This window comes from Butyrivibrio sp. AE2032, assembly GCF_000702965.1.
In genome coordinates, this window is record NZ_JNLF01000006.1 from 316780 (window position 1) to 341699 (window position 24920).

Sequence of the window (24920 nt, forward strand, 5' to 3'; positions counted from 1 at the left end):
AAAGGGCACATCACTCATTATAATGTGCCCTTTGAGAATTTACAAGCAGGTACTTTACTTTGTATCAGGTTTCTTTGGAGCTGTTTTCTTAGAAGTAGACGCTTTCTTTGTTGTGGTCTTCTTCGCGGTAGTCTTTCCTGCGTTCTTCTTTGCAGGTGCCTTCTTGGTCACGCTCTTCAAAGCTTCTTTGGATACAATACTGAAGATCCTCTCTTCTTCAATCTTTTCGTACTTCTCCTCAATAGCCTTCTCCTGCTCCAAAAGTTCTTTTTCATACTTGAGCTTCAGTTCCTTAAGAAGTCTCTCTTCCTCAAGACTCTGTCTCTCTTTGAGCTCAGCAATCCTCTCCTGACGCTCTTTTTCCTTCTTGATCTCTTCCTCTTCCTTGATAGCTCTTATCTTCTTCTCCTGCTCAGTGTATGGAGTGTAACTGAAGATTGAAAGAGATACAGGTGCCATCTGGAGGCCAATGGAGTAGTTTCTGCCATCCATTTCCTTCCTCTTGGCTTCTCTTCTGCCTTCATTTATCTTGCCTGTTCCGCCAAAAGAAATATCATCGGAATTAAAGATCTCCTGATACCTTCCATCAGCCGGAACACCAATCTCAAACTGTCTCTCAACGCCGGCCATATTAGCTACAACAACCAGCATTTCCTTGTCACTTTCAGTCTTTCTTACAAAAGCAAGCATGCACTCGTCAGAAGCAAGGACATTGATCCATTCAAATCCGCCCTCGTTATTGTCAAAGATGTGAAGTGCAGGATTTGCATAGTAGAGATCATTGAGCTTCTTTACAAGATTCTCAACAAATACTGCCTGGTCAATTGTAAGGGCGTCAGGCTCCATGTAAAGGTGCTTTCTGCCGGGATGAACCATCATAAAGCTGATTGCAAGACGAAGGTTCGCCATCTTCTGTGAAGTATCTCCGGGCATCCTATAGTAAAGTCCCTCAAGGCCCTTTTCCAGATCCTCGTGGGTAAATGCCAGGATAAATCTCTCGGTATAGCTGTAAATAAGGCTGAAGGTAACTTCATCATGGTGACCAGCTCTAAAGAGAGGATCATTTTCCATATATGCAAGGAAATCCCTGGTCCAGCCATTATTCCACTTGTAATCAAAGCCAAGTCCGCCGTTATCGATCTCATCAGTAACGTGTGGCCAGCAAGCTGTCTCTTTTGTAAGAAGAAGAATCCCCGGATTGTCCTTGTGAAGCACTGTTGTAAACTGCTTAAGGAATTCCAGAGCCTCAAGGTTCTCGTTGCCGCCATAGATATTAGGCATCCATTCGCCAGGCTTTCTGTCATAGTCAAGGTACAGGATCCTTGAAATATCTGAGGTTCTGATTCCGTCAATATGGAAGTTCTCTACCCAGAACAGCGCGTTAGAAATGAGGAAGTTAGAAACCTCTCTTCTTCCATAATCAAATATAAGATCCCCTGACTTTGGATGAATTCCAACCCTTGGATCAGCATATTCAAAAAGAGCTCTTCCATCAAAATCAGAAAGTCCGCAGCTGGATTTCGGGAAGAAAGTAGGAACCCAGTCAAGGATAACTCTGATTCCTGCCTGATGCATTGTATCTACAAACTTCATAAATTCAGCAGTTGAACCATTTGCATCATCCAGAGCAAAGAAATTCAGGACATGATAAAAATGTCCGGGAACATGCTTCATTACAGGCATGAGCTCAATGGTGTTAAAGCCGTGGTTCTGAACATACTCAAGCACGTCTGCTGTAATCTCCTCCATGGATCCTTTGCCCTCATGTCTTCCGGCAAAAGCCTCAAGTGAGATCTCGCAGATTGAAAGGGGATCTTCGTCCCTGTTAAATTTTTTTCTCGCTGCAATCCACTTATCATCAGTCCACTTAATAGGCTTAATGTCGTTGATCACTGAGATAGAGCCATTTTCTCCTCTGGACTTTGTAGCATAAGGATCAGGTCTTTTTAAGATCAGACCACTTCTAGTCTTGATCTCAAACTGATAGCCATCCCCTTCCTTTGCTCCGGGAATAAAGATCTCAAAAACGCCGATAGGATCAAGCCTGTGCATCTGGCAAACTCTTCCATCCCATGTATTGAAGTCACCAATTACGCTGACTCTGGCAGCGGAAGGTGCCCAAACACAGAACTCGCATCCTTTAACGCCGTTTCTGGTCATCAGATGAGCGCCAAGTTTTTCATAAATGCGGAAATGAATACCACTTCCAAGCTTTATGAAATCCTCTCTGTCCATAAGCGCACCGAAAGCATAAGGGTCAACAACCTTTGTCTCCTTGCCCTCAGTGTCCTTGATAATAAAGTAATACTTAAGCTTGTCTACGTAAGGCACGATGGCTGCATAAAATCCGGCTTCATCAGCCAGCTCCATCTCGTAGGTCTTTTTAGAGTTCTCAATATAAACCTGCATGGACTGTGCATCAGGATAAAACGCCTGGATCAGGTAGCTACTTCCCACCTTATGGGCGCCAAGTATCCTGTGGGGATTATCACCATCAGAGTAGATAATCTCCTCAATTTCCGGCCAGTTCATCATTTTGTATAACTTATTATTCAAAGTGATCCCTCCCATGAAGTTAAATTTATATATCTTGTTTGTTCAGGTAAAAAGGTCAAACCGCTTATCATGCAATCATGAACGCGCTTCTACTTTTTGACCTTATATCATTCATTGTACCACAATACCGCGTATATCGTGCAGGAACAATCCGCTAAGAAGCTTAGGTTCAAACCAGGTGGACTTTGGAGGCATGAGTTTTCCTGCATCTGCCACCTCAAAAAGCTCATTTATACTGGTGGGATACATTGAAAAAGCAAGGCACATGTCAGTCTTGCAGCGCCTTTCAAGTTCCTTAAGGCCTCTTATTCCGCCAACAAAATCTATTCTCTTATCAGTCTTAGGATCCTCAATGCCAAGGACAGGGAAAAGAACCTGATTCTGCAGAACAGATACATCCAGACCCTCTACAGGATCGTCGCTTGTGATGTCATCATGGGCATTTAACCTGAACCAACATCCATCAAGAAATAATCCAAATTCACCCTTCTTGGAAGGTTTTACTGCCGCTTCTTCCTTTTTAACATCGAACTTCTTTGAAAGCACAGAAAGAAATTCTTCAGGAGTCAATCCGTTAAGGTCCTTAACTACCCTGTTGTAATCCATGATCATAAGCTCAGACTCAGGAAAAAGAACTGACAGAAAATAATCCGCTTCAAGATTCTTTTTGTACTGATCACCCTTTTCCTGCCTCATCTTAAGGCCAACCTTAACAGCTGAAGCGCATCTGTGGTGTCCGTCAGCGATGTAAATGTCATTAATGGAAGTAAACACTCGGCAGATCATGTTGTTCTCTTCCTCGTCTCCCATCAACCAAACCCTGTGTCTTACTCCATCTTCTGAAGCGAAGTCGTAAACAGGCTCATCCACCGTTTTAACCCTGTCAACTATCTCATTGATAGTGGCATTATCTCTGTAGCAAAGAAAAATCGGGCCAGTCTGTGCCTTACAGGTATAGACATGGTTTATTCTGTCCTTTTCCTTTTCTTCCCTTGTGTTTTCATGCTTTTTTATAACGCCATTTAAGTAATCATCTATAGAAGCAACAGCCACGATACCCGTCTGGCTTCTGCCATCCATAGTAAGTTCATAAATATAGTAGGAATTAGCTTCGTCCTGTACAAAATCCCCTTTTTCTATCCTGCCCCAAAGCTGCTCCTTTGCTTTGTCATAGACTTCCGGAGCATACATATCGTGATCAGGTTCAAAAAAAGTTTCCGGCCTGTCGATAGCAAGGAAGGAATCAGGATTCTTTTCCACAACCTCTCTCGCTTCCTGTCTGTTATATACATCATAAGGAAGGGCTGCTATTTTTGATACCTTATCCGCAACAGGTCTAAAGGCTTTAAAAGGCTTTATATCTGCCATTTTGTCTCCTCCATATCAAAAAGTTTGGGAGAGATCTTGTCTTTCCAAAATCTCTCCCACTATTTTACTATATTTTTCCGTATTTATACGTCTTTTCTTACCACTCTTACTCTGATTACTCCATCAACCTTAGACAGCTTCTTTACAATGTCATCTGTAACTGTATCTTCCAGATCAATAAGAGTATATGCGTAGTCACCTCTGGACTTATTTGTCATGTCTGAGATGTTCATACCTGCGCCGCCGAGCACTGTTGTAAACTGACTGATCATGTTAGCTACATTCTTGTGGAAAATAGCTACTCTTGGCTTGTCACAGATTCCCATATCGCAATTAGGGAAATTAACTGAATTGTTGATGTTTCCATTTTCAAGATAATCCTTAAGCTCAAGAACTGCCTTAACAGCACAGTTATCCTCTGACTCCTCAGTTGAAGCACCAAGATGAGGGATAACAATACAACCATCATGACCTGCAATTACAGGGTTCGGGAAGTCTGTAACATACTTTCTGATCTTACCTGCATTGATACCTGAAAGAACATCAGCTTCATTGCAAAGGATATCTCTTGCAAGGTTGATAAGAATTACGCCCTTCTTCATCTTAGCAATGGCATCCTTGTTGATCATACCCTTTGTAGAATCAAGTGCAGGTACATGGATTGTGATGATATCGCACTTTGAATAGATATCATCCACATTGGTAACGTGCTTAACATCTGAAGAAAGTCTCCATGCAGCATCGATTGAGAGATATGGATCATAGCCATAAACCTCCATACCAAGCTGTCTTGCAGCATTGGCAACACGTACGCCGATGGCACCAAGTCCGATAATACCAAGCTTTTTACCAAAGATCTCAGTTCCCGCAAACTTCTTCTTGGATTTCTCTGTGAGCTTTGCAATCTCAGGATCTCCCGCGTTAGCCTTAACCCACTCTGTTCCTCCGATAATGTCTCTTGAAGCAATGAGCATTGCAGCAAGCACCATCTCTTTTACGCCGTTAGCGTTAGCTCCCGGGGTGTTGAAAACAACAATGCCCTGCTGTGTGCACTTATCGAGAGGAATGTTATTAACTCCTGCTCCGGCTCTTGCTACAGCAAGAAGAGTATCAGAAAAGTCCATCTCAAGCATATTGGCGCTTCTAACAAGAATGCCTTCTGCTTCGTCTACATTATCAACCGCTGTGTACTGATCAGAGAAATTGTTAAGGCCGATCTTAGCGATTGGGTTTAAACATTTATACTTGTACATCTATATTAGCCTCCTGTTAGTTGTTCTTTTCGAATTCATTCATGAAATCAACGAGCTTCTGTACACCTTCCTGTGGCATAGCATTATAGATACTTGCTCTCATACCGCCAACAGTTCTGTGTCCCTTAAGACTTACGAAACCTGCCTTTGTAGCTTCAGCAATGAACTTGGCATTGAGTTCCTCAGAATCAGTAATAAATGGAACATTCATAAGAGAACGATCCTCGGGCCTTACTGTTCCCTTAAACATCTTGCTCTGATCAAGATAATCGTAAAGGATCTTAGCCTTTGCTTCATTTCTCTTCTTCATCTCCTCAAGACCGCCCTGAGCCTTAAGCCACTTGAATACAAGGCCACACATGTAGATGCTCCAGCAGTTAGGAGTGTTGTATAAAGAGCCGTTGTCAGCCTGAGTCTTCCACTTAAGCATTGTAGGTGTGTAAGAAGGAACATCATCAGTGATAAGATCCTCTCTGATAATACTGATAACAAGACCTGCAGGTCCTACATTCTTCTGAACACCGCCGTAGATAACGCCGTACTTTGTTACATCAACAGGCTCTGAAAGGAAGCATGAAGATACATCTGATACAAGGATATGCCCCTTTGTATTAGGCAAAGTCTTAAACTTTGTTCCATAAATTGTGTTATTTTCGCAGATGTAAACGTAATCAAGGTCATCAGGAATATCAAGATCTGAGCAGTCAGGAATATATGAGAATGTCTTGTCTGCACTGGAAGCAAGTTCAACAGCTTCACCATACTTCTGAGCTTCCTGATAAGCTTTTTTAGCCCACTGACCTGTGATGATATAGCCAGCTTTTTTATTTTTCATAAGGTTAAGAGGAACAGCTGCGAACTGCTGGCTTGCTCCTCCCTGTAAAAAGAGAACTTTGTAATTGTCAGGAATATTCATAAGATCTCTGATATCCTGCTCGGCAGTCTGGATCACATTATCAAAGGTTTTTGATCTGTGACTCATCTCGTTAATGGACATTCCACATCCTGCATAATCAAGCATTTCTGCTGCAGCCTGTTTCAAAACTTCTTCCGGAAGGACTGCCGGACCAGCTGAAAAATTATAAACTCTTGACACTTACTTCTCCTCCTAATATTTCTGATTCGCAAATTATTTTTATGTGTTTTGCAACTATAAATTTCATTCTAATCGCAAAATAAATTTTGTCAAGTTCGTCTTAGTGGAACAAGCGTTATTTAATTATTTATAACGCCATAAAATCATAATTCAAAAATACTTGTTTGCTCCTGCGTTGTGATTTTCTAGAACTCAAAAAGCAGCAAGTACCTCATTTCGACGTTGCTCATAGCAATCGGTACTTGCTGCCTTTTTCTTTCTGAAAATCATCGCCTCGTGCGAGAACTGCGCATTTTTAAATTGATGATTTCATGGCTCATTAATCAAATAATAACGTACTTATCCGGGACATTTTTAATAATAGAGAACAACTGGAGTCCCTACATCTACCACTTCCCAGAGCTTTTCAACAGTCTCGAGCGGGCAATTAATGCAGCCGTGAGAACCATCAGTTTTGTAAATTTGTTCGCCAAATTTGTTGCGCCAGAGGGCGTCATGAATGCCGACTCCCTTATGAACTCCGAGCCAATAATTTACGTAGGAGACATAATCAACACCAACCAAATTTGTGTGGTAACGCTTGTTGTAGACGGGATATATTCCCGTGGGAGTGCCACGACTTCTGTTGACATTTCCGGTTACAATTGGCATCTCCATGGAAAGATTTCCATCAACATAGTAGTACAGCATCTGTTCTCCCATGTTGATCTCAATATAGGTTTTGCCAATTTCTGTGGCAGCATCATGAACAACTGCGCTTTTAGAAAGCTGAAATTCTCTCGCTTCCTGTTTAACATTTCCGTTTTTGAATTCTTCTTTCAGATACTCAAATTCGCTATCGATATCAAAAATTGAACCGTCGCCCTTACTGGAATCATTGATTATTACAGTAGAAGTTTTTCCTTCTCTGTAATTTTCCATCATCCAGGAAGTATCATGACTTTCCGAAATATCTTCCAAAAATGCAAAGATCTTACTCTCACTTATGATAGGATTTCCGTTCTCATCTGTAACAATTCCTTCAAGTGTTTTAATATCATCTTCTTCAGAAAGGGTTGTTTCTTCTCCGGCAATTATGAATTTTCCAAGTCCAGGGTTGCTACGATTTGGTTTTTCTGATAGCGCCTCCTCCAACTCCTTCTCGGTAAGAATAAAATCGCTGGCTCTATCTTTACCAAGATAAATAACCTCAGAATCAACCACATAGGAAACATTGCAGCTTTGGAGATCATCTATCTTTGCAAAAAGAGCAACCTTCTCCTGTTCAGAGCTTCTAAGATCCACATCTCTGTAACATTCATCATAGTTGGAAAGATCCACAACACTATCCAAATGCATCATTGAATCATAGACAGTATCAATAACTTTCTCTTCTACAGGTACTGTAAGGAAGGCATTCTCAAGACTATAGCCGTCAGAGCTCTTTTCAATTGAGCACTTAAAATCATCAGGATTAACAAATATCTCCCAATCAGATATAATCCCGGCTATTTTATCCTTATTAACCGTAACGGTTGGTTCATAGTTGCAGGTGAGATTTTTAAAGACATAGACACCCCAATATAAAGGGTTTCTATCATTGAAAACGCTATAAAGAGAATCCCTGTAATCAATGGTCATATCACAGTCATCGGCGCCCACAAAAAGTCTTGCACCATTATTATCCAGAACAACAACTCCATCATAGTTGTTGTTCCGGATCAATTCCTGGTTGACCTCATTAACAGTTTTACCGGTGCAGTAAACACCATTGATCCAGGTGAAACATGGGAAGCCTCCCATGTAATACACCCCTAATAGTCCATAGATAACGCCAAGAAGAAGGACCAATACCCCCAGACCAATAAGTCCTGCTCGAAGAGTTTTTTTCATATTCCCCTCTTAATGAAAAAGCTTACTTCTTTTTAGATGCAAGGTCAGAAGCATCAAAGGTCTCACTTATTGAAGCTCCAGGTGAAACCATTGGGAACACCTTGTCATCCTCTTCTATTATACAATCAATTAGCACAGGTGTCTTTGCTTTAAGAGCTTTTTTAAGTGCAGGAACCACTTCTGACTTCTTAGTTACTCTTATAGCCATACAGCCAAGGCCCTCTGCAACCTTGCAGTAATCTACCTTGTCCTCAAATACAGTCTGTGAATAATGCTTTTCATAGAAAAGAGTCTGCCACTGTCTTACCATACCAAGAACGTGATTGTTGATCACAATCTCAATAATTGGAAGGTTGTATCTTGAAGCAGTTGCCAGCTCATTCATGTTCATTCGAAAGCACCCGTCTCCGGCAATATTAACGCAGACCTTGTCAGGATTCCCCACCTGTGCTCCAATGCAGGCTCCAAGACCATAGCCCATGGTGCCAAGACCACCTGATGTAAGGAAAGTCCTGGGATTTTTAAACTTATAGTACTGTGCAGTCCACATCTGATGCTGTCCAACATCCGTTGAAATGATAGCATCGGAATCAGTAAGCTTATCAAGCTCCTCAATGATATAAGGGCAGGTAAGCTTATTTGATTCATAGCGAAGTGGAAACTGCTTCTTATAATCCTCTATCTTCTTGATCCACTCAGCATGATCCATCTGTTCAAGTCTCTCATTAAGAACCTGAAGCACCTGCTTAAGGTCACCAACGATAGACATATTGGTCCTGATGTTCTTATTGATTTCAGCTGCATCGATATCAATCTGAAGAATCTTTGCCTTAGACGCAAAGGTTTTAGCATTTCCAATTACTCGGTCAGAGAATCTTGCTCCAAGAGTGATCAAAAGATCGCACTCACTCACTCCAAGGTTAGAAGTCTTTGTTCCGTGCATACCGATCATTCCTGTGTAGAGCTTGTGGGTACCATCAAAAGCACCTTTGCCCATAAGAGTATCGCATACAGGAGCATCAATCTTTTCAGCAAACTCCTTAAGTTCCTTGGAAGCGCCTGAAATAACAGCTCCTCCGCCAACATAGATAAACGGTCTCTTGGATGCCTTAAGAAGCTTGAGGGCTGATTTAATCTCATCCTCTGTATACTTTCTTTCAGGTTCTTCCTCACTTATCTGAACAGGTCTGTAATCACAGCTTGCTGCTGTAACATCCTTCGTAATATCCACAACAACAGGACCAGGACGACCGGTCTTGGCAATCCTAAAGGCTTTCCTTATGGTATCAGCTAAAACCTTTACATCCTTGACGATATAGCCATGCTTTGTAATAGGCATAGTTATACCAGCCATGTCTACCTCCTGGAAAGTGTCTTTTCCCAAAAGAGGCAGATTAACATTACAGGTAATAGCCACCATAGGCACGGAATCCATGTATGCTGTAGCGATTCCGGTAACCAGGTTTGTTGAACCAGGTCCACTGGTCGCAAAGCAAACGCCCACTTTACCTGTTGATCTGGCATATCCATCAGCTGCGTGAGCTGCTCCCTGTTCATGGGAGGTAAGGATATGGCAAAAGTCGTCGTGCTGTTTGTATAGTTCATCATAGATATTAAGGATTGTTCCTCCCGGATATCCAAAGATAGTATCAACTCCCTGCTCTTTGAGACATTCCAGAACAATCTGTGATCCGGTTAACTGCATATTTCATACTCCTCTTATTACTTTTTCACGCTCTAGGGATCTCGAGAATAGCTCCACGATTTCCGCTTGTAACAAGCTCTCTGTATCTTGAAAGATAGCCTGTTGTAACCTTAGGCTCTCTTGGCTGCCAGTTTGCTCTTCTCTTTGCCAGCTCTTCATCAGAAACCTTGAGATTCAGTGCATTGTTAGGAATATCAATGCTGATGATATCTCCCTCTTCAACAAGAGCAATAGGTCCGCCAACAGCAGCTTCCGGAGACACATGTCCAATAGAAGCACCACGGCTTGCTCCGGAGAATCTTCCGTCAGTAATAAGAGCAACAGATGAACCAAGGCCTCTGCCTGCAATGGCTGAAGTAGGATTCAGCATCTCTCTCATTCCAGGGCCACCCTTAGGTCCCTCATATCTGATAACTACAACATCACCTGATACGATCTTACCGCCAAGGATTGCTTCGATAGCATCTTCCTCGCAGTCGAATACTCTTGCAGGCCCTTCATGTGTCATCATTTCAGGAACCACAGCACTCTTCTTGACAATACCTGTGTCAGGTGCAAGGTTACCCTTAAGGACAGCAATTCCGCCTGACTCCATGTAAGGATTCTCGATTGGCCTGATAACCTCAGGGTTCTTATTTACAACACCCTCAAGGTTTTCTTTTACAGTCTTTCCTGTGGCTGTGATAAGGTCAGTGTTAATAAGATTCTTCTTAACCAGCTCGCTCATAACAGCAAGAACACCGCCTGCCTCATTGAGATCCTCCATGTATGTAGGACCTGCAGGTGCCAGATGGCAAAGATTAGGAGTTCTTGAAGATACCTCGTTGGCAATCTCCATGTTAAGTTCTACACCGGCCTCATGTGCAATTGCAGGAAGGTGAAGCATTGTATTTGTTGAGCATCCAAGAGCCATATCCATAGTCATGGCGTTCATGAAAGCTTCTTTTGTCATAATATCTCTTGGACGGATATTCTTCTCAATAAGTCTCATTACAGCATATCCAGCCTGCTTAGCAAGACGGATACGTGCAGAGTAAACAGCAGGAATAGTTCCGTTTCCAGGAAGTCCCATACCAATAGCCTCTGTCAGGCAGTTCATGGAGTTCGCTGTGTACATTCCCGAGCAGGATCCACAGGTAGGACAAGCCTTTTCCTCAAACTCACAGAGCTTAGCCTCTGTCATAGATCCGGCTGATACTGAGCCAACAGCCTCAAACATGGAAGAAAGAGAAGTCTTATGTCCATCAATCCTACCAGCCATCATAGGGCCGCCTGATACAAATACAGTAGGAATGTTCACTCTTGCTGCAGCCATCAAAAGTCCGGGAACATTCTTATCACAGTTCGGAATGCATACCATACCATCAAAAGCATGAGCTGTTGCAAGACACTCTGTGCTGTCTGCAATAAGATCTCTTGTTACCAGAGAGTACTTCATACCGATATGTCCCATGGCAATTCCGTCGCAAACTGCAATCGCAGGAACAACAACGGGCATTCCGCCTGCCTCTGCAACAGCAAGCTTAACAGCCTCTGTGATCTTATCCAGATTCATGTGTCCGGGAACTATCTCATTGTAGGAGCTAACAATACCAATGAGAGGTCTGTTTCTCTCCTCTTCAGTAAAACCAAGCGCATTAAAAAGACTCCTGTGGGGCGCCTGTTGTAATCCTTTAAAAACTCTGTCACTGTTCATAGCCATACTGCCTCCTCCTACTTAATATATAATATAAAGTTTTCATTTTCATAAATGGCACGCATCGTATCGATGTAGTCCCAATTTATAGTCTCATAGGTCTGATAGAACTTCCAAAAGTCTGGACCACTGTAGCCCGGCTCCAAAAGATTCTTATCAAGTATCACCATATCAGCTCCGTCAACATCGGTCTTATTGCAATCAATATCCCAGCCAAACTTAAGCAGGTATTGCTGGTCGCAATCAATGGCTGCTACGTTGTGGCGTCTTCGCACATCCGCAATATAAAGAGTGTTGAACACATCATTTTCTCTTTCTCCCAGCTGAGCATTAAACTGATAGGATGATAATCTCATAATAAAAAATATGAGTATCAAAAACAGTGGAACATAAACTCCAAGACCGGAATACCACTTGTCCCCTTTAATAGCATTTTCAAATTCATTAACGACCATTTTAGAATCTTCTTTGTCTGCATTCTTTTTGGTCTTGTAGCGATTATACAGCCTGATGCAGTTATTGATAAGTCTCTCCAGGCAAGTTACAACGCAAGCACAAACAATAAAAGCACCGTAGGAAAAGACCCGAAGATACGGAAGCTTATGCTGTATAAAAAGCATAGCTGTAGTGACCACAACATTGGATACAATAATAAGGTTTATAACCGTTCTGCTGTAGGCCAGATGCCTGATACACTCCAAAAGAGCTATCACAAGACTCAGCAAAATAATAATCAAAAGCATCCAGGACATGTTGGGGACCATGTAGTTCAAAAGGCTCATTCCCCAGCCAAAGCATCTCTCATTAAAATCTTCCACAGAAAGGCTCTGAATATAAGGCTGGGATAGCATATACTCAACTCCCTTTAGCATGGAAGATACCGGGGCCCGTAAAAGAACTGTTCCGTGGGAAAGGCCATAGAACTCAGAGCCTTCAGTCTTTACCAGCAGATTAGATCCAATAGCAAGCCAGATTATCATATAAAGAACTGTTGTCACAAAAGCTGCTATAACACCATAGATAAAAAAGGTACTGAACTTCTTATAATAAACTGTCTCTCGAAGTTTCCCCCGCACATCGCTGCTGGCTATGGCATTTATTATAAGATATGCTCCAATAGCAACGCTGATGGGAATGACCCAATACACACTGCTAGGGACAGTATAAAGCCCCAATACAAAGCACACTGCCAGGTATCTGTAATATGATTTCGGTGTATCGTTAGCACTGCATATATAACCTGCAATATAGATAGATAACAGAAAACATGTAGTAGAAAGAGTATAACCCCTTCCCTGAACACTATACTCAGTAACTATCTGCATTGATGCGTACAGCACCATGGCAGCAAAACCAAGTCCATGAGAATAATATCTTTTACAGATCCTGTAGATAAGAACCAGATTTGTCACAGCACAGACAAGTGATACTCCCCTAAGCCCTATATAGGGATTACCAAACAAATCCAATATCGCCGAAAGAACCGAATAGCCCACATGGTTATTGGGGAGTGGCCAGTGAATAGCCGCATAAAATGGTCCTCTGCTGATAAAGGTATAATAAGTGTAAAGCTCATCATATACAGGAGTTATCGCAAACATGCGCCAGAGATAATAACAGGACATTGCTATGATAAAAAGCGTAGCACCTATAGTCTCAGGCTCATGTGGCAAAAGATCATATATTTTCTTTTCTGTCTTATAGGTTAGTGATTCGTTCAACTATCAGGTCTCCCATCGCCCTACAGCCTACCTGCGTAACCTCATCTGCATTGGAGCTTCCCATGAGGTCTCCGGTCCTGTAGCCATCTTCCAATACTTTGCGAACTGCACTCTCGATCGCATCAGCCTCTTTATCAAGGTTAAATGAATAGCGAAGCATCATAGCAGCAGAAAGAATCGTAGCAATAGGATTTGCAATATCCTTTCCGGCAATATCAGGAGCACTTCCGTGGCTTGGCTCATACAGACCAAAGCTTGTATCATTCAAAGAAGCACTTGGAAGCATTCCGATGGAACCGGTGATCATGCTGGCTTCATCAGAAAGAATATCTCCAAACATGTTCTCAGTAAGTACGACATCAAACTGAGCAGGATCTCTTACAAGCTGCATTGCGCAGTTATCAACCAGCATATGAGAAAGCTCAACATCAGGATAATCAGCAGCTACTTCATTGACTACTTTTCTCCACAATCTTGAAGAATCAAGAACATTGGCCTTATCAACACTAATAACACTGCTTCTGCGCTTTCTTGCAACTTCAAAAGCCTTAATGGCAATTCTTCTTATTTCACTCTCTTTGTAGACAAGGGTATCTGTGGCAGTTAATTCTCCGTCAATCTCTTTTGTAAAGCGATCTCCAAAGTAAAGGCCACCTGTGAGTTCCCTCATGATAAGCATATCAAAGCCCTTTGAAGCAGCTTCTTCCTTAAGAGGACACGCTTCTTTAAGCTGCGGATACAAATATGCCGGTCTGAGGTTAGCGAAAAGATTCAGAGCCTTTCTAATACCCAAAAGACCTGCTTCAGGTCTCTTAGATGGCTCCAATTTATACCAGGGTGATGTAGAAGTATCACCGCCGATGGATCCCATCAAAACAGCATCTGCGCTCTTAGCTGCATCAATAGTCTCCTGTGTAAGAGGAACTCCGTAAGCATCAATTGAGCATCCTCCCATAAGTACATCCTTATATATCATCTCGTGGCCAAAGGTTTCAGCCACCTTATCAAGGACCTTTTTAGCCTCCCCAACAATTTCAGGACCGATCCCGTCTCCGGGGATACAAGTAATGTTCAGCTTCATACTCTCCTCCTTTATTAACAAATAAGCCCGATTGGATGACCAACCAGGCTTAAAAAAGACACACAAAATATTACTTCTTTTTTGAATCAGAAGTATCACTTGTTGTTGCAACTGCATCTTCAGGCTTTTCAACCTCAACGATTGCTTCCTTTACCATAGGAATACGGCAGTTCTTGTTATTACCGAACTCAACGATAACCATATCATCATTGATATCGATTACTGTTCCGATAAATCCGCCTGTAGTCCTTACGCTGTCTCCAACAGCAAGAGCTGCAAGAACCTGAGCCTTCTGCTTCTGCTCCTTCCTCTGTGGACGCATGAAAAGAAAATAAAAAACACCTATTACTGCCGCATATACAAGCACCATTGAAATAATGCTGGTTGTACTTGCGCCTTCTGCACTAGTTAAAAGTAATCCCATAACTTCCTCCATACCTTAAATATTTATACACCAAACAATAATACTAGAAATGCGCCGTAAATTCAAGCTTATCCTTTTCGCCAGTTTTTAGCGATATTATAGCCATCTGAAGCGCCACTTCCATCAAATTCCTGCATTCCAGCAATTTTGTTTCTCTTATACTCAGCAAAAGAGCCTTTTTCAATAGCCTCACGTATCTCTTCCATCATATGATTATAAAAATAGAGATTATGAAGAACGCAGAGTCTCATTCCAAGCATCTCTCCAGCTTTTAACAGATGCCTTATGTATGACTTGGAGTATCTCCTGCAAGCCGGACACTGACAACCCTCTTCGATCGGAGTATCATCCATCTCATATCTTGCATTCAGGATATTGATATGTCCCCTGTTGGTATACAGATGACCATGTCTTCCGTTCCTGCTTGGATAAACGCAGTCAAAGAAGTCTACACCTCTTTCTACAGCCTCAAGAATATTAGCAGGAGTACCAACGCCCATCAGGTAAGTAGGCTTATCTTCAGGAAGGTAAGGTACCACCGTCTCAAGAACGTGATACATCTCCTCGTGACTCTCACCTACAGCAAGTCCTCCCACAGCATAACCGTCAAGGTTCATATCACTGATCTTCTTGGCATGCTCTATTCGAATATCATCAAAGATAGCTCCCTGATTGATTCCAAAGAGAAGCTGATGAGGGTTTATGGTGTAGGGCATACTGTTGAGACGGTCCATTTCTCTTTTGCATCTCTCAAGCCATCTTGTGGTCCTGTCTACAGACATCTGAACATAATCATGCTCAGCCTTGGCAGAGGGACACTCATCAAATGCCATGGCGATAGTTGATGCAAGGTGAGACTGAATTCTCATGCTCTCTTCAGGCCCCATAAAAAGCTTATGCCCATCAATATGTGAATGGAAATAAACACCCTCTTCTCTTATTCTTCTTGTTTTTGCAAGAGAAAAGACCTGAAATCCACCTGAGTCAGTGAGAATAGGCTTATTACAAGACATAAACTTATGAAGTCCGCCCATTCTGTAAACCAGATCGTCTCCGGGTCTTAAGTGCAAATGGTAAGTATTGGACAGAACAACCTGGGTACCAATACCCTCCAGGTCCTCTGTTGAAACGCCACCCTTTATTGCAGCAACAGTTGCCACATTCATAAAGACAGGAGTCTGAATCTTACCATGCACAGTATCAAATTCAGCTCTCTTGGCGCTTCCGTCTTTCTTTAAAATCTTGTACATAAATAAAACTTAATCCTCTTAATCAACATAAATATTCCAAAACTCTTCAAGGCAAAGGTCATTATCCGCTATAACTTTAGCTGCGTCAACCCCTACATATCTGAAGTGCCATGGTTCATATTCTATGCTGGTGATTTCTTCCTTTCCGGAAGGATATCTTAAGATAAATCCATAATCACTGCTATTGGCAGCAAGCCATTTTCCGGCAGCTGTATCTCCAAAGCCCTCATCAAGAGTGGAATAACCGTCTGTAATAATATCAACCGCGAGACCGATCTGATGCTCTGAAGAACCGGGCACAGTAACAGCCTGTGAAGCCAGATTATAAGCATCCATGTAACTCATTCCGCCGCCCATGTAACGATCAACCTTATTAGTAAAGAGCATAGTCTGCCTCTCAATATCTCTGTAAGGAGAACAGATAATGAGATTAACACCATCAGCCCTTGCTGCCTTGAGCATATCAAGAAGTGGTGAGATTATCCTCTCATCACATCTCATACTTCCACTTATGGTTCCAAGTTCAAAATTATAGTCATCTGGAATTGGATGCTGCTTGTTAACAAGAAGAAGGTTCCAGTCACTGCCGTCAAAAGAAACATCTGCAGAATCTGAGCTGTTTCCTGAACTTGAAAGTGCCACTTCCTCACTTTCCTCAAGACTCTTAAGCTGAGCATCAGCATCTTTTACCTGAGTCTTTGCATCTTCAGTTTCTTCAACAGCCACAGTTTCTTCGCTGCCCTCGTTATCTTCAAGGATCTGGGCAAGTGAAACCATGTTGTCGATCTCTGCAACATCAGGATTCACTACTTCACTGGCTTCGGCCATTACTTCCTGATCAACATCCTCAACTACTGCAAGCTCAGCGCTGGACTCCGCAACCTCCTGCCCGGAAAGAACAGCCACTGCAGATCCATCTTCTTCTCCGGATGCTGCTTCACTGGCGAAGCTGATGTTAAGTGACATAGCAGGATAAGAAAAACTGCTGCTGGCAATAAAGAACATGATGATACAAGCAAGACATGTAAATCTTTTGGTGTTTCTGTAAAAATAAAATAAGAAGTTGTAACCGGTTATAGCTACCACAGCATAGGCAATACCCAGAAAAGATAAAGCCTTATGCTTCCTATTAAATTTCTCCACTTTAGAAATCACCTTGCTCTTGAAGTCAAGCTTCATCTGCAAGTTACTAGCATTCATATCAAAAATCCCCTGTTTTCGCGATATTTCGCGCGTATAGAACTACGAATTTTATTATATAACGATTTCACAAATAATTCACCAATTTTAAATAAAAAAATCCAAAAAGCAAAAAAGCCCCAAAGCACTAGACTATGCTATACTTGTAATATGTCTTAAAAGAATAACGTAGGAGGTATGGCAATGGCAGGTTCTACTTTCGGCAAAAATATTACTGTTTCTACTTGGGGCGAATCCCATGGAAAGGCTTTAGGATGTGTGATTGATGGTTTCCCTGCAGGGCTTGATCTGAAGGAGGAAGACATTCAGGTCTTTTTGGATCGAAGAAAGCCTGGAACTTCAAGTGCTACCACATCAAGGAAGGAAGATGATCTGGTTGAGATACTTTCCGGTGTCTTTAAGGGCAAAACTACCGGAAGTCCCATATCCATGATGGTACAGAATTTATCTCAGAATTCTGCTGACTATAATGATATAGCCTCCTACTACCGTCCAGGTCATGCTGATTACGGTTTTGATCAGAAGTATGGTTTCAGGGATTACAGAGGTGGCGGAAGATCCTCCGGAAGAGAGACCGTGGCAAGAGTTGCTGCCGGAGCTCTTTGCTCAAAGCTGCTTGGAATAATGGGCATAAAGGTTTGCGCCTATACCAGATCTATTGGAAATGTTGAAATAGACCTGGCCAAGGCAGATATGGATGTAAGGCTCAAGACTCCTACCGTCATGCCTGACTATGAAGCAGATAAAAGAGCTATGGACCTCATTGAACAAGCCCGCCAGAACAACGACTCTCTCGGAGGCGTGATAGAATGCCGGATTACAGGTGTTCCTGCAGGTATCGGTGAGCCTGTTTTTGATAAGCTGGATGCTCTCCTGGCCCATGCTGTAATGAGCATTGGCGCTGTCAAAGCAGTAGAAATAGGTGATGGCTGCAAAGTGGCTTCCATGTATGGTTCAGAAAACAACGACCCTTTTGAAACTGTTGGTTCTAAGGTCACAAAGAAAACCAATCACGCCGGCGGAATCCTGGGAGGACTTTCCGATGGAAGTGAGATCGTCGTTAGAGCTTATGTAAAGCCTACCCCAAGCATTGCCAAGACCCAGGACACCATAAACAAAGACGGTGAAAACATTGAAATCAACGTAAAGGGCCGTCACGACCCTGTTGTTGTTCCAAGAGCCGTTGTTGTAGTTGAATCCATGTGCGCCATTACTCTTCTCGATCTTATGATCAGCAATATGTCTTCAAAGGTTGAGGGAATTATGGGATTCTATCTTGGGCAAAAGAATTGATTGTAAGAATAAAAAAGGCTGTCGCTTAAGTGACAGCCTTGTTTTTGTTATCCTTCCAGTTTGTGGAATACTATGCAATTAGGACGAGTTACAGGAATCTCCGGTCCGTTCATTACCATTGTTCCTGCATCCATATCTACAGTGAAGAATGTCATTGAATCTGACTCATGGTTAAGTGAAACAAGGTGCTTGTTATCAGGGAAAAGAGCTACATCCTTAGGATACTCTCCTGCTACAGGAAGCTGGATCTTCTTAGTAAGAAGACCTGACTCCTTATCAACCTTATAAACAATAGCATTGTTTTCACCTGCTGTAGAGCTTACCAGATAATTATAATCCTCTGAGAATGTCAGTGCGCTGCATGCAACACCGATTGAGTCTGCCTCGTCAGAATTGCTAACTTCCTGAATCTTATTAAACTCAGGCATACCATTCTCATCCTCATGATACTCATATACATCAATAGCACACTTCTGTTCAAGACATACATAGAGGAACTTGCCTTCCTTTGAGAACTGCATATGTCTTGGTGAAGATTCCTGATCGCAGTGGATAACATCCACTTCCTTGATCTTGCCGGTCTCCTGGTTAAGTGAGTAGATATTTATCCTGTCCATTCCAAGATCAGCAGCAAGAAGATACTTGTTGTCCTTGGAAACCTTTATGCACTGGACGTGAGGAACATGGTTCCTTCCGGCAGCTGTGCCAAGGCCCTTGTGATATCTTTCATCTGTGATCTCACCGATGCTGCCATCCTCATTAAGTCTTAAGATTGTAACCTTGCCATCATGATAACCTGCTGTAGAAAGGAAGTGATCTGTCTGATCCTCATTAACATAGCAGCCACGCATACCATTTATAGATGCCTCATTAATGAATTCAAGGCCTCCATCAGGAAGAATATGATATGCCTCAACACCTTCATCAGTAATGGAATAAAGAGTCTTGTTATCATGTGAGATACCGATATAAGAAGAGTTTGTGATCTCAACCTTCTGCTTCTCGGTCAGTCTTCCATTCTTGAGATCTACATCATAGATCCTGATACCGTATTTTGTGCCTAAACCTGATGTGTAGCTGGACACATAAGCTACATACTTGTCTTTTGCTGCCACGAAAGCGCCTCCTAATAAATACAAATATGAAAAATCCTTTATTTATCACATTCTATCACAAGTGCAACAAACTTTAAATATATCAAAAAAAGTAATTGACACTCACACTCACTCTATTAAAATAAAGTAGATTGAATTTTACTATATTAATGTAGGAGCGCAATAATGGGCAAAGATCTTATTACTCTTGAACACATCACAAAATCTTATGATGGTCAGGTAATCCTTGATGACCTTAATCTCTCTATATATGAGAACTCTTTTGTTACACTGCTTGGACCTTCAGGCTGTGGAAAGACCACAACGTTAAGGATCATCGGTGGTTTTGAAAAACCTGAACAGGGCCGGGTTATCTTCGACGGCAAGGATATCACAGATCTTGCACCAAATAAAAGGCAGCTCAACACAGTATTTCAGAAGTATGCTCTCTTCACTCACATGAATATAGCCGAGAACATTGCTTTTGGTCTTAAGATAAAAAATAAATCTGACAAGTATATAAAAGACAAAATCAGCTATGCCCTCAAGCTCGTTAACCTTGAAGGCTATGAAAAGCGTATGCCTGATTCCCTGTCAGGTGGCCAGCAGCAAAGAATCGCCATAGCTAGAGCAATTGTAAATGAGCCAAAAGTTCTTTTGCTGGACGAGCCTCTTGGCGCTCTTGATCTTAAGATGCGTCAGGACATGCAGTATGAGCTTAAGCGTCTCAAGGAAGAGCTTGGCATTACCTTCATCTATGTAACCCACGATCAAGAAGAGGCACTTACCATGTCTGATCACATCGTAGTTATGAACCAGGGTTATATTCAGCAGGAAGGATCTCCTGAAAAGATATATAATGAGCCTGAAAACGCTTTTGTTGCTGACTTCATTGGTGACTCCAACATTATCCGTTCCACTATGATAAGGGATGAGCTGGTTGAGATTCTCGGAACAAAGTTTGCCTGTGTTGATAAGGGCTTTGGTGAAAACAAGCCCGTTGACGTTGTTATCCGTCCTGAAGATGTGGAGCTTGTATCTCCTGAAAATGCATCTCTTCAGGGTGTTGTCACAGGACTTACCTTTAAGGGAGTTCATTATGAAATGGATGTCGAGGCCGGTGGTTTTGAGTGGCTTGTACATTCCACAAGGCTTTCCGAGGTAGGCTCCAAGGTCGGCATCAAGGTAGATCCATTCAATATTCAGATCATGAATGTTCCTGAGTCTGAGGATGAGGAGGCCATAAGTGAAACTGTTTAAAGACAAGAAAACATCAGGCCTTATGTCATCTCCGTACATTGCCTGGGCTGTGATCTTTATCCTGGTGCCCCTAGGCATGGTGCTTTACTACGGACTTACTGACAATGCCGGAAGTTTTACATTTCAAAATGTTGCAAGGATAGCTGAACCCGGATACATGAAGGCCCTTTTAAGATCAATTGAGTTATCCCTTATAAGCACTCTAATCTGCTTTATCCTTGCCTATCCTTTGGGACTTATACTCTCTTCCATGAAGCTGGAGCGTGATACTTTCCTTGTTACCTTGTTCATTCTCCCAATGTGGATGAACTTCCTGCTTCGTACCCTCACCTGGATGACTCTGCTTGAGGGAAAAGGCGTTATAAACACAGTGCTTACATTCCTGCATCTACCTACCATCAATATCATCAATACACCAGGCGCCATCATACTTGGTATGGTTTATAACTTCCTGCCCTTTATGATCCTGCCTATATACAATGCACTTAGCAGGATTGATGAAAACGTGATAAATGCAGCAAGAGACCTTGGGGCCGGCCAGTTACAGACGTTCCTTAGGATAATCCTGCCACTTTCCTTACCGGGAATCATAAGTGGTATAACCATGGTATTTATTCCTGCACTTACAACCTTTGCCATCTCCACTATGCTTGGTGGTTCAAAGATACTGCTTATCGGTAACATCATCGAGCAGCAGTTTACACAGGTGTATGACTGGCACTTAGGGTCAGGACTTTCTATAGTTCTTATGATCTTTATCCTTATAAACATGATCATTGAGAACCTGGCTGACAAGGAAGGAGGTACAATCTGATGAAGAAGTTTTTTGAAAGACTGTATCTTGGCATCCTCTTGGTGTTCATGTACGCTCCTATCGTGACCCTTATTGTGCTCTCTTTTAACTCAAGTAAGTCAAGAGCACGCTGGGGCGGATTCACCTTAAAATGGTACTTGCAGCTCTTTTCCGATGAGGCAGTTGCAGGCGCCATGATAAACACCTTATCCATCGCAGTGCTGTCTACCATAATCTCAACTATTATTGGTACCTTCACCTGCATTGCCATGATTGGCCTAAGTCCCAAGCTTCGGTCTCTTATAATGGGCGTGACCAATATTCCCATGATAAACGCAGATATCGTAACAGGTATTTCGCTTATGCTCCTTTTCAGATTCCTGCACATATCAACGGGCTTTAATACTATCCTTCTGGCTCACATTACTTTTAACATTCCATTTGTAATGCTAAGCGTCATACCAAGGATAAAGAACATGAATTTCTATGTTTACGAGGCAGCTCTGGATCTTGGAGCAACCCCTGTTTACGCATTTGTAAAGACTCTCCTGCCGGACCTTGTACCCGGAATTGTATCAGGTGCACTGATGGCCTTTACCATGTCCCTTGATGACTTTATCATCACCTACTTTACCAAGGGATCAGGTTTTGACACCCTTTCAACGCTTATTTATAACGAGGTTAAAAGAGGTATCCAGCCGGAGATCTACGCCTTATCTGCTATAATATTTGTTGTTGTGCTTGTTTTGTTAATGGTGGTTTACAGATCACCAAGTAGTAAGTCAAAGGAGAAATAAGAGGAATTATGAAAAAAAGATTACTGTCAGTGGTACTTGCAGTCGCAATGACTGCCGGACTTTTGATCGGATGCGGAAGCTCTTCCAGCGCCGGCTCAAACGGAAAGCTCTATGTTTACAACTGGGGCGAATACATCGACGAGGATGTAATAAGACAGTTTGAGGAAGAAACAGGCATCAAGGTTGTCTATGACATGTTCGAGACCAATGAGATCATGTATGCCAAGTTGGCTCAGGATACTTCAGCCTACGACGTTGTCTGTCCTTCAGATTACATGATACAAAAGCTCAGGGAAAATGATATGATCCAGCCCCTGAACTTCGACAACATCCCAAATGCTAAGAATATCGGTCAGCAGTACTTTGAAACATCAAAGAGCTTTGACCCCGAGAACAAATACTCCATTCCCTACTGTTGGGGAACTGTAGGAATCCTTTACAACAAGACAATGGTTGATGACGTTGTAGACAGCTGGAACATTCTTTGGGATGAGAAATACTCAGGCCAGATCCTTATGCAGGATTCTGTAAGAGATGCCTACATGGTAGCCCTTATTAAGAATGGTTACTCCCAGAACACAAAGAATGCATCTGAAATTGAGAAAGCCACAGCAGATCTTATCGCTCAGAAGCCTCTTGTTCAGGCCTATGTAATTGACCAGGTAAGAGATAAAATGATCGGTGAAGAGGCAGCTCTTGGAGTTATCTACTCAGGAGAAGCCATCTACACAGCAAGAGAAAATCCTGACCTTGAGTACGTAGTTCCAAAGGAAGGAACCAACGTATGGATTGATTCCTGGGTAATTACCAAGGGTTCCAAGAACGTTGAAAACGCTGAGAAGTGGATCGATTTCATGTGCCGTGGAGATATAGCACTTAAGAACTTTGAGTACATCACCTACTCTACTCCTAACACAGAAGCTCAAAAGAACATTGAAGACGAGGATATCAAGAACTCCAAGGTTGCTTTCCCTGACCTTTCCACAATGAAGGTTGAAGCATACCAGTATCTTGGTGAAGACGGCGACAAGCTTTACGCCGACGAGTGGATGAAAGTAAAATCAGCTAACTGATATAGCAAAGCAAATGGGATGCCCTGAGGCATCCCATTTTATTTTTCAAAAATCTTCATCATCCAGTTCATAGCTGAGTTCGTCCAGTTCTGCGTGATAGAACTCGGACCAGCTGTATTGATTCATGTAATCTCCGGTATATCTGTACTTGGAGTCTTTTTTATTTTCAAGCCAGTCATAAAGATCGCACTCTATCCTGTCTTTTGCTATGGCCATACTTCCACGCTGTTTCAATATAATTCCATCAAGCTTGTGTTTGTTGAAAGTGTTCTGGAGATCCTGGCGAAGGTTACAGAGATAGGAAAGTTTCTTTTCCGGGTCTCCGTCGTCTTCCCATAAATTAGCAATAATTTCACCATTGGTAGTTTGTGCTCCCTTATTATTTATAAGGATTGCCACAATTTCCTTGGTCTTGGTGTACTTGAATTCCACCGGTTCACCATCAATGAAAAGTTCGAAGTTTCCAAACGTCTGAGCAAAGACTCTCTTATACTTCTTTCGAATCTCCGGATAACGCAAAGTCTCCAGTTCTTTCTTCACATCAGCAGTCTTCCCGGGCTTTTTAACGTAGCCACTGGCATGAAGTCTCATAGCTTCAAAAGCCAGGTCGGTTTTTTCGGAATAATATATGAGATTCACGTATGGATTCAGTTCTGTAAGATACTTACCGAGGTCAAGACCTCCCAGCTCATCAAGCTCCGTATCCAGAATTGCCACATCTATCTCTTCCTCTCTGGCCTTAGCCAGTGCAGAAAGGGAACTGTCAAAGTAAAAGCAGTTGTGATCAGGAAACTCCTTTGATAGAAAAGCTTTGATCTTCTTCAGGGAAGCACTGTCTTCATCTACTATCAGAATATTCACTGTTCGCCTCCTGAAGGAAGGTTTACTCCCTTTACCTTTTGATTCTTTCGCTCCTTGGCAGTCATGTGAAGAGGATCAGCCTCTCCCACAACCAAAGTATCACCATCATTTATAGCAGCATCATGTAATGGCCCGGAATTCATGTCAGAAAGCACCAAAGCTGCAAACCTGTCATAGTTATCATCATCTATTACAGGGAAATGATACTTCATCCGATACCAGTGTTCAGGATCATAGCCGGCATTCCCTATGTATAGCCTGTCTGCAGTATCAGCAACCTCCTGCGGACCAGCCTTTTCTCCGGGCTCAAGATTCGCATCCTCGCAGAACAAGACAGCGTAAGCCTTAAGGATCCTGTCCCTTACAGTCTCATCACTTCCGCTCTTATTCTTACGGCCGGTAGTCATGTCCATGACCTGGTAATAAAAGTCCTGACATTCCTCACTGTTCTGAAAATTTACAATCGCATCATAAAACTTCTTAACATCAATATCCTTAGCCATAGATGCCATAGTCTTATCTCCTGT

The 24920-nt window shown here is 42.3% G+C and carries 20 protein-coding genes; 5 read left to right on the forward strand and 15 right to left on the reverse strand.

Annotated elements, in window-relative coordinates; translation table 11 throughout:
• Nucleotides 1-54: 54 nt before the first annotated feature.
• The 12 genes from glgB to BO18_RS33820 form a co-directional block, all read right to left on the reverse strand.
• Nucleotides 55-2556 carry a 1,4-alpha-glucan branching protein GlgB gene (gene glgB / locus BO18_RS29725; protein WP_185752631.1) on the reverse strand — a complete coding sequence of 834 codons (2502 nt, stop codon included), beginning with the start codon at nucleotides 2554-2556 and terminating at the stop codon, nucleotides 55-57.
• Nucleotides 2557-2667: 111 nt separating this feature from the next.
• The gene (locus BO18_RS29730; protein WP_034452361.1) at nucleotides 2668-3924 is read right to left on the reverse strand and encodes a DUF1015 domain-containing protein; all 1257 of its coding nucleotides are present in this window, start codon (nucleotides 3922-3924) and stop codon (nucleotides 2668-2670) included.
• An 83-nt stretch (nucleotides 3925-4007) separates the two neighbouring features.
• A complete protein-coding gene (locus tag BO18_RS29735) occupies nucleotides 4008-5177 on the reverse strand; it encodes a phosphoglycerate dehydrogenase (RefSeq protein ID WP_034452362.1) in 1170 nt (389 codons plus the stop codon).
• Between the two features lie 16 nt (nucleotides 5178-5193).
• Nucleotides 5194-6273: a 3-phosphoserine/phosphohydroxythreonine transaminase gene (serC, locus tag BO18_RS29740; protein ID WP_034452364.1), complete on the reverse strand. Its 1080-nt coding sequence runs from the start codon at nucleotides 6271-6273 to the stop codon at nucleotides 5194-5196.
• A 354-nt stretch (nucleotides 6274-6627) separates the two neighbouring features.
• Entirely contained in the window at nucleotides 6628-8145 is a 1518-nt protein-coding gene (locus tag BO18_RS29745; RefSeq protein WP_081861334.1) for a L,D-transpeptidase, read from the reverse strand.
• A 22-nt stretch (nucleotides 8146-8167) separates the two neighbouring features.
• A complete protein-coding gene (ilvB, locus tag BO18_RS29750; RefSeq protein ID WP_034452367.1) occupies nucleotides 8168-9850 on the reverse strand; it encodes a biosynthetic-type acetolactate synthase large subunit in 1683 nt (560 codons plus the stop codon).
• A 25-nt stretch (nucleotides 9851-9875) separates the two neighbouring features.
• Nucleotides 9876-11546, reverse strand: a complete 1671-nt coding sequence (ilvD, locus tag BO18_RS29755) for a dihydroxy-acid dehydratase (RefSeq protein ID WP_034452600.1) — start codon at nucleotides 11544-11546, stop codon at nucleotides 9876-9878.
• A 17-nt stretch (nucleotides 11547-11563) separates the two neighbouring features.
• Nucleotides 11564-13267, reverse strand: coding sequence for a glycosyltransferase family 39 protein (locus BO18_RS29760; protein ID WP_034452368.1), 1704 nt, complete (start codon nucleotides 13265-13267; stop codon nucleotides 11564-11566).
• The gene (gene leuB, locus BO18_RS29765) at nucleotides 13245-14348 is read right to left on the reverse strand and encodes a 3-isopropylmalate dehydrogenase (RefSeq protein ID WP_034452369.1); all 1104 of its coding nucleotides are present in this window, start codon (nucleotides 14346-14348) and stop codon (nucleotides 13245-13247) included. Before leuB ends, BO18_RS29760 begins: the two co-directional genes overlap by 23 nt.
• Nucleotides 14349-14418: 70 nt before the next feature.
• Nucleotides 14419-14772, reverse strand: a complete 354-nt coding sequence (yajC, locus tag BO18_RS29770) for a preprotein translocase subunit YajC (RefSeq protein WP_034452370.1) — start codon at nucleotides 14770-14772, stop codon at nucleotides 14419-14421.
• Nucleotides 14773-14840: 68 nt separating this feature from the next.
• Nucleotides 14841-16022 (reverse strand): tRNA guanosine(34) transglycosylase Tgt, encoded by a 1182-nt coding sequence (tgt, locus tag BO18_RS29775; RefSeq protein ID WP_034452371.1) that lies wholly within the window; start codon nucleotides 16020-16022, stop codon nucleotides 14841-14843.
• Between the two features lie 18 nt (nucleotides 16023-16040).
• A complete protein-coding gene (locus tag BO18_RS33820) occupies nucleotides 16041-17222 on the reverse strand; it encodes a M15 family metallopeptidase (RefSeq protein ID WP_051689307.1) in 1182 nt (393 codons plus the stop codon).
• 183 nt (nucleotides 17223-17405) lie between these two features.
• Between BO18_RS33820 and aroC the strand changes: the two genes are divergently transcribed.
• Nucleotides 17406-18515 carry a chorismate synthase gene (gene aroC / locus BO18_RS29785; protein ID WP_034452373.1) on the forward strand — a complete coding sequence of 370 codons (1110 nt, stop codon included), beginning with the start codon at nucleotides 17406-17408 and terminating at the stop codon, nucleotides 18513-18515.
• 47 nt (nucleotides 18516-18562) lie between these two features.
• On the opposite strand, the gene BO18_RS29790 is transcribed toward aroC, so the two are convergent.
• Nucleotides 18563-19630 (reverse strand): lactonase family protein, encoded by a 1068-nt coding sequence (locus BO18_RS29790; RefSeq protein ID WP_034452374.1) that lies wholly within the window; start codon nucleotides 19628-19630, stop codon nucleotides 18563-18565.
• Between the two features lie 165 nt (nucleotides 19631-19795).
• Here BO18_RS29790 and BO18_RS29795 point away from each other — a divergent pair, with 165 nt between their 5' ends.
• From BO18_RS29795 to BO18_RS36380, 4 genes are read left to right on the forward strand one after another with little or no spacing between them, the layout of a single operon-like run.
• On the forward strand, nucleotides 19796-20869 hold the full coding sequence (locus tag BO18_RS29795) for an ABC transporter ATP-binding protein (protein WP_034452376.1): 1074 nt from the start codon (nucleotides 19796-19798) through the stop codon (nucleotides 20867-20869).
• Between the two features lie 22 nt (nucleotides 20870-20891).
• Nucleotides 20892-21683: an ABC transporter permease gene (locus tag BO18_RS29800; RefSeq protein ID WP_034452602.1), complete on the forward strand. Its 792-nt coding sequence runs from the start codon at nucleotides 20892-20894 to the stop codon at nucleotides 21681-21683.
• On the forward strand, nucleotides 21683-22459 hold the full coding sequence (locus BO18_RS36375; RefSeq protein WP_034452377.1) for an ABC transporter permease: 777 nt from the start codon (nucleotides 21683-21685) through the stop codon (nucleotides 22457-22459). The genes BO18_RS29800 and BO18_RS36375 overlap by 1 nt, the downstream gene beginning before the upstream one ends.
• Before the next feature lie 8 nt (nucleotides 22460-22467).
• Nucleotides 22468-23532 (forward strand): ABC transporter substrate-binding protein, encoded by a 1065-nt coding sequence (locus BO18_RS36380; protein WP_034452378.1) that lies wholly within the window; start codon nucleotides 22468-22470, stop codon nucleotides 23530-23532.
• A 45-nt stretch (nucleotides 23533-23577) separates the two neighbouring features.
• Here BO18_RS36380 and BO18_RS29815 read toward each other — a convergent pair whose 3' ends face one another.
• Complete coding sequence (locus tag BO18_RS29815) at nucleotides 23578-24393, reverse strand: response regulator (RefSeq protein WP_034452380.1); 816 nt, start codon at nucleotides 24391-24393, stop codon at nucleotides 23578-23580.
• Nucleotides 24390-24905 carry a hypothetical protein gene (locus tag BO18_RS29820; protein ID WP_034452381.1) on the reverse strand — a complete coding sequence of 172 codons (516 nt, stop codon included), beginning with the start codon at nucleotides 24903-24905 and terminating at the stop codon, nucleotides 24390-24392. Before BO18_RS29820 ends, BO18_RS29815 begins: the two co-directional genes overlap by 4 nt.
• Between the last annotated feature and the right edge of the window lie 15 nt (nucleotides 24906-24920).

Bases quoted from the DNA above. Each gene is read 5' to 3' on its own strand.
- aroC (WP_034452373.1), top strand. From the start codon at position 17,406: ATGGCAGGTTCTACTTTCGGCAAAAATATTACTGTTTCTACTTGGGGC.
- BO18_RS29745 (WP_081861334.1), bottom strand. From the start codon at position 8,145: ATGAAAAAAACTCTTCGAGCAGGACTTATTGGTCTGGGGGTATTGGTC.
- BO18_RS33820 (WP_051689307.1), bottom strand. From the start codon at position 17,222: ATGAATGCTAGTAACTTGCAGATGAAGCTTGACTTCAAGAGCAAGGTG.
- BO18_RS29820 (WP_034452381.1), bottom strand. From the start codon at position 24,905: ATGGCATCTATGGCTAAGGATATTGATGTTAAGAAGTTTTATGATGCG.
- BO18_RS29800 (WP_034452602.1), top strand. From the start codon at position 20,892: ATGTCATCTCCGTACATTGCCTGGGCTGTGATCTTTATCCTGGTGCCC.
- yajC (WP_034452370.1), bottom strand. From the start codon at position 14,772: ATGGGATTACTTTTAACTAGTGCAGAAGGCGCAAGTACAACCAGCATT.
- ilvD (WP_034452600.1), bottom strand. From the start codon at position 11,546: ATGAACAGTGACAGAGTTTTTAAAGGATTACAACAGGCGCCCCACAGG.
- leuB (WP_034452369.1), bottom strand. From the start codon at position 14,348: ATGAAGCTGAACATTACTTGTATCCCCGGAGACGGGATCGGTCCTGAA.
- BO18_RS36380 (WP_034452378.1), top strand. From the start codon at position 22,468: ATGAAAAAAAGATTACTGTCAGTGGTACTTGCAGTCGCAATGACTGCC.
- tgt (WP_034452371.1), bottom strand. From the start codon at position 16,022: ATGTACAAGATTTTAAAGAAAGACGGAAGCGCCAAGAGAGCTGAATTT.
- BO18_RS29795 (WP_034452376.1), top strand. From the start codon at position 19,796: ATGGGCAAAGATCTTATTACTCTTGAACACATCACAAAATCTTATGAT.
- BO18_RS36375 (WP_034452377.1), top strand. From the start codon at position 21,683: ATGAAGAAGTTTTTTGAAAGACTGTATCTTGGCATCCTCTTGGTGTTC.
- ilvB (WP_034452367.1), bottom strand. From the start codon at position 9,850: ATGCAGTTAACCGGATCACAGATTGTTCTGGAATGTCTCAAAGAGCAG.
- BO18_RS29730 (WP_034452361.1), bottom strand. From the start codon at position 3,924: ATGGCAGATATAAAGCCTTTTAAAGCCTTTAGACCTGTTGCGGATAAG.
- BO18_RS29735 (WP_034452362.1), bottom strand. From the start codon at position 5,177: ATGTACAAGTATAAATGTTTAAACCCAATCGCTAAGATCGGCCTTAAC.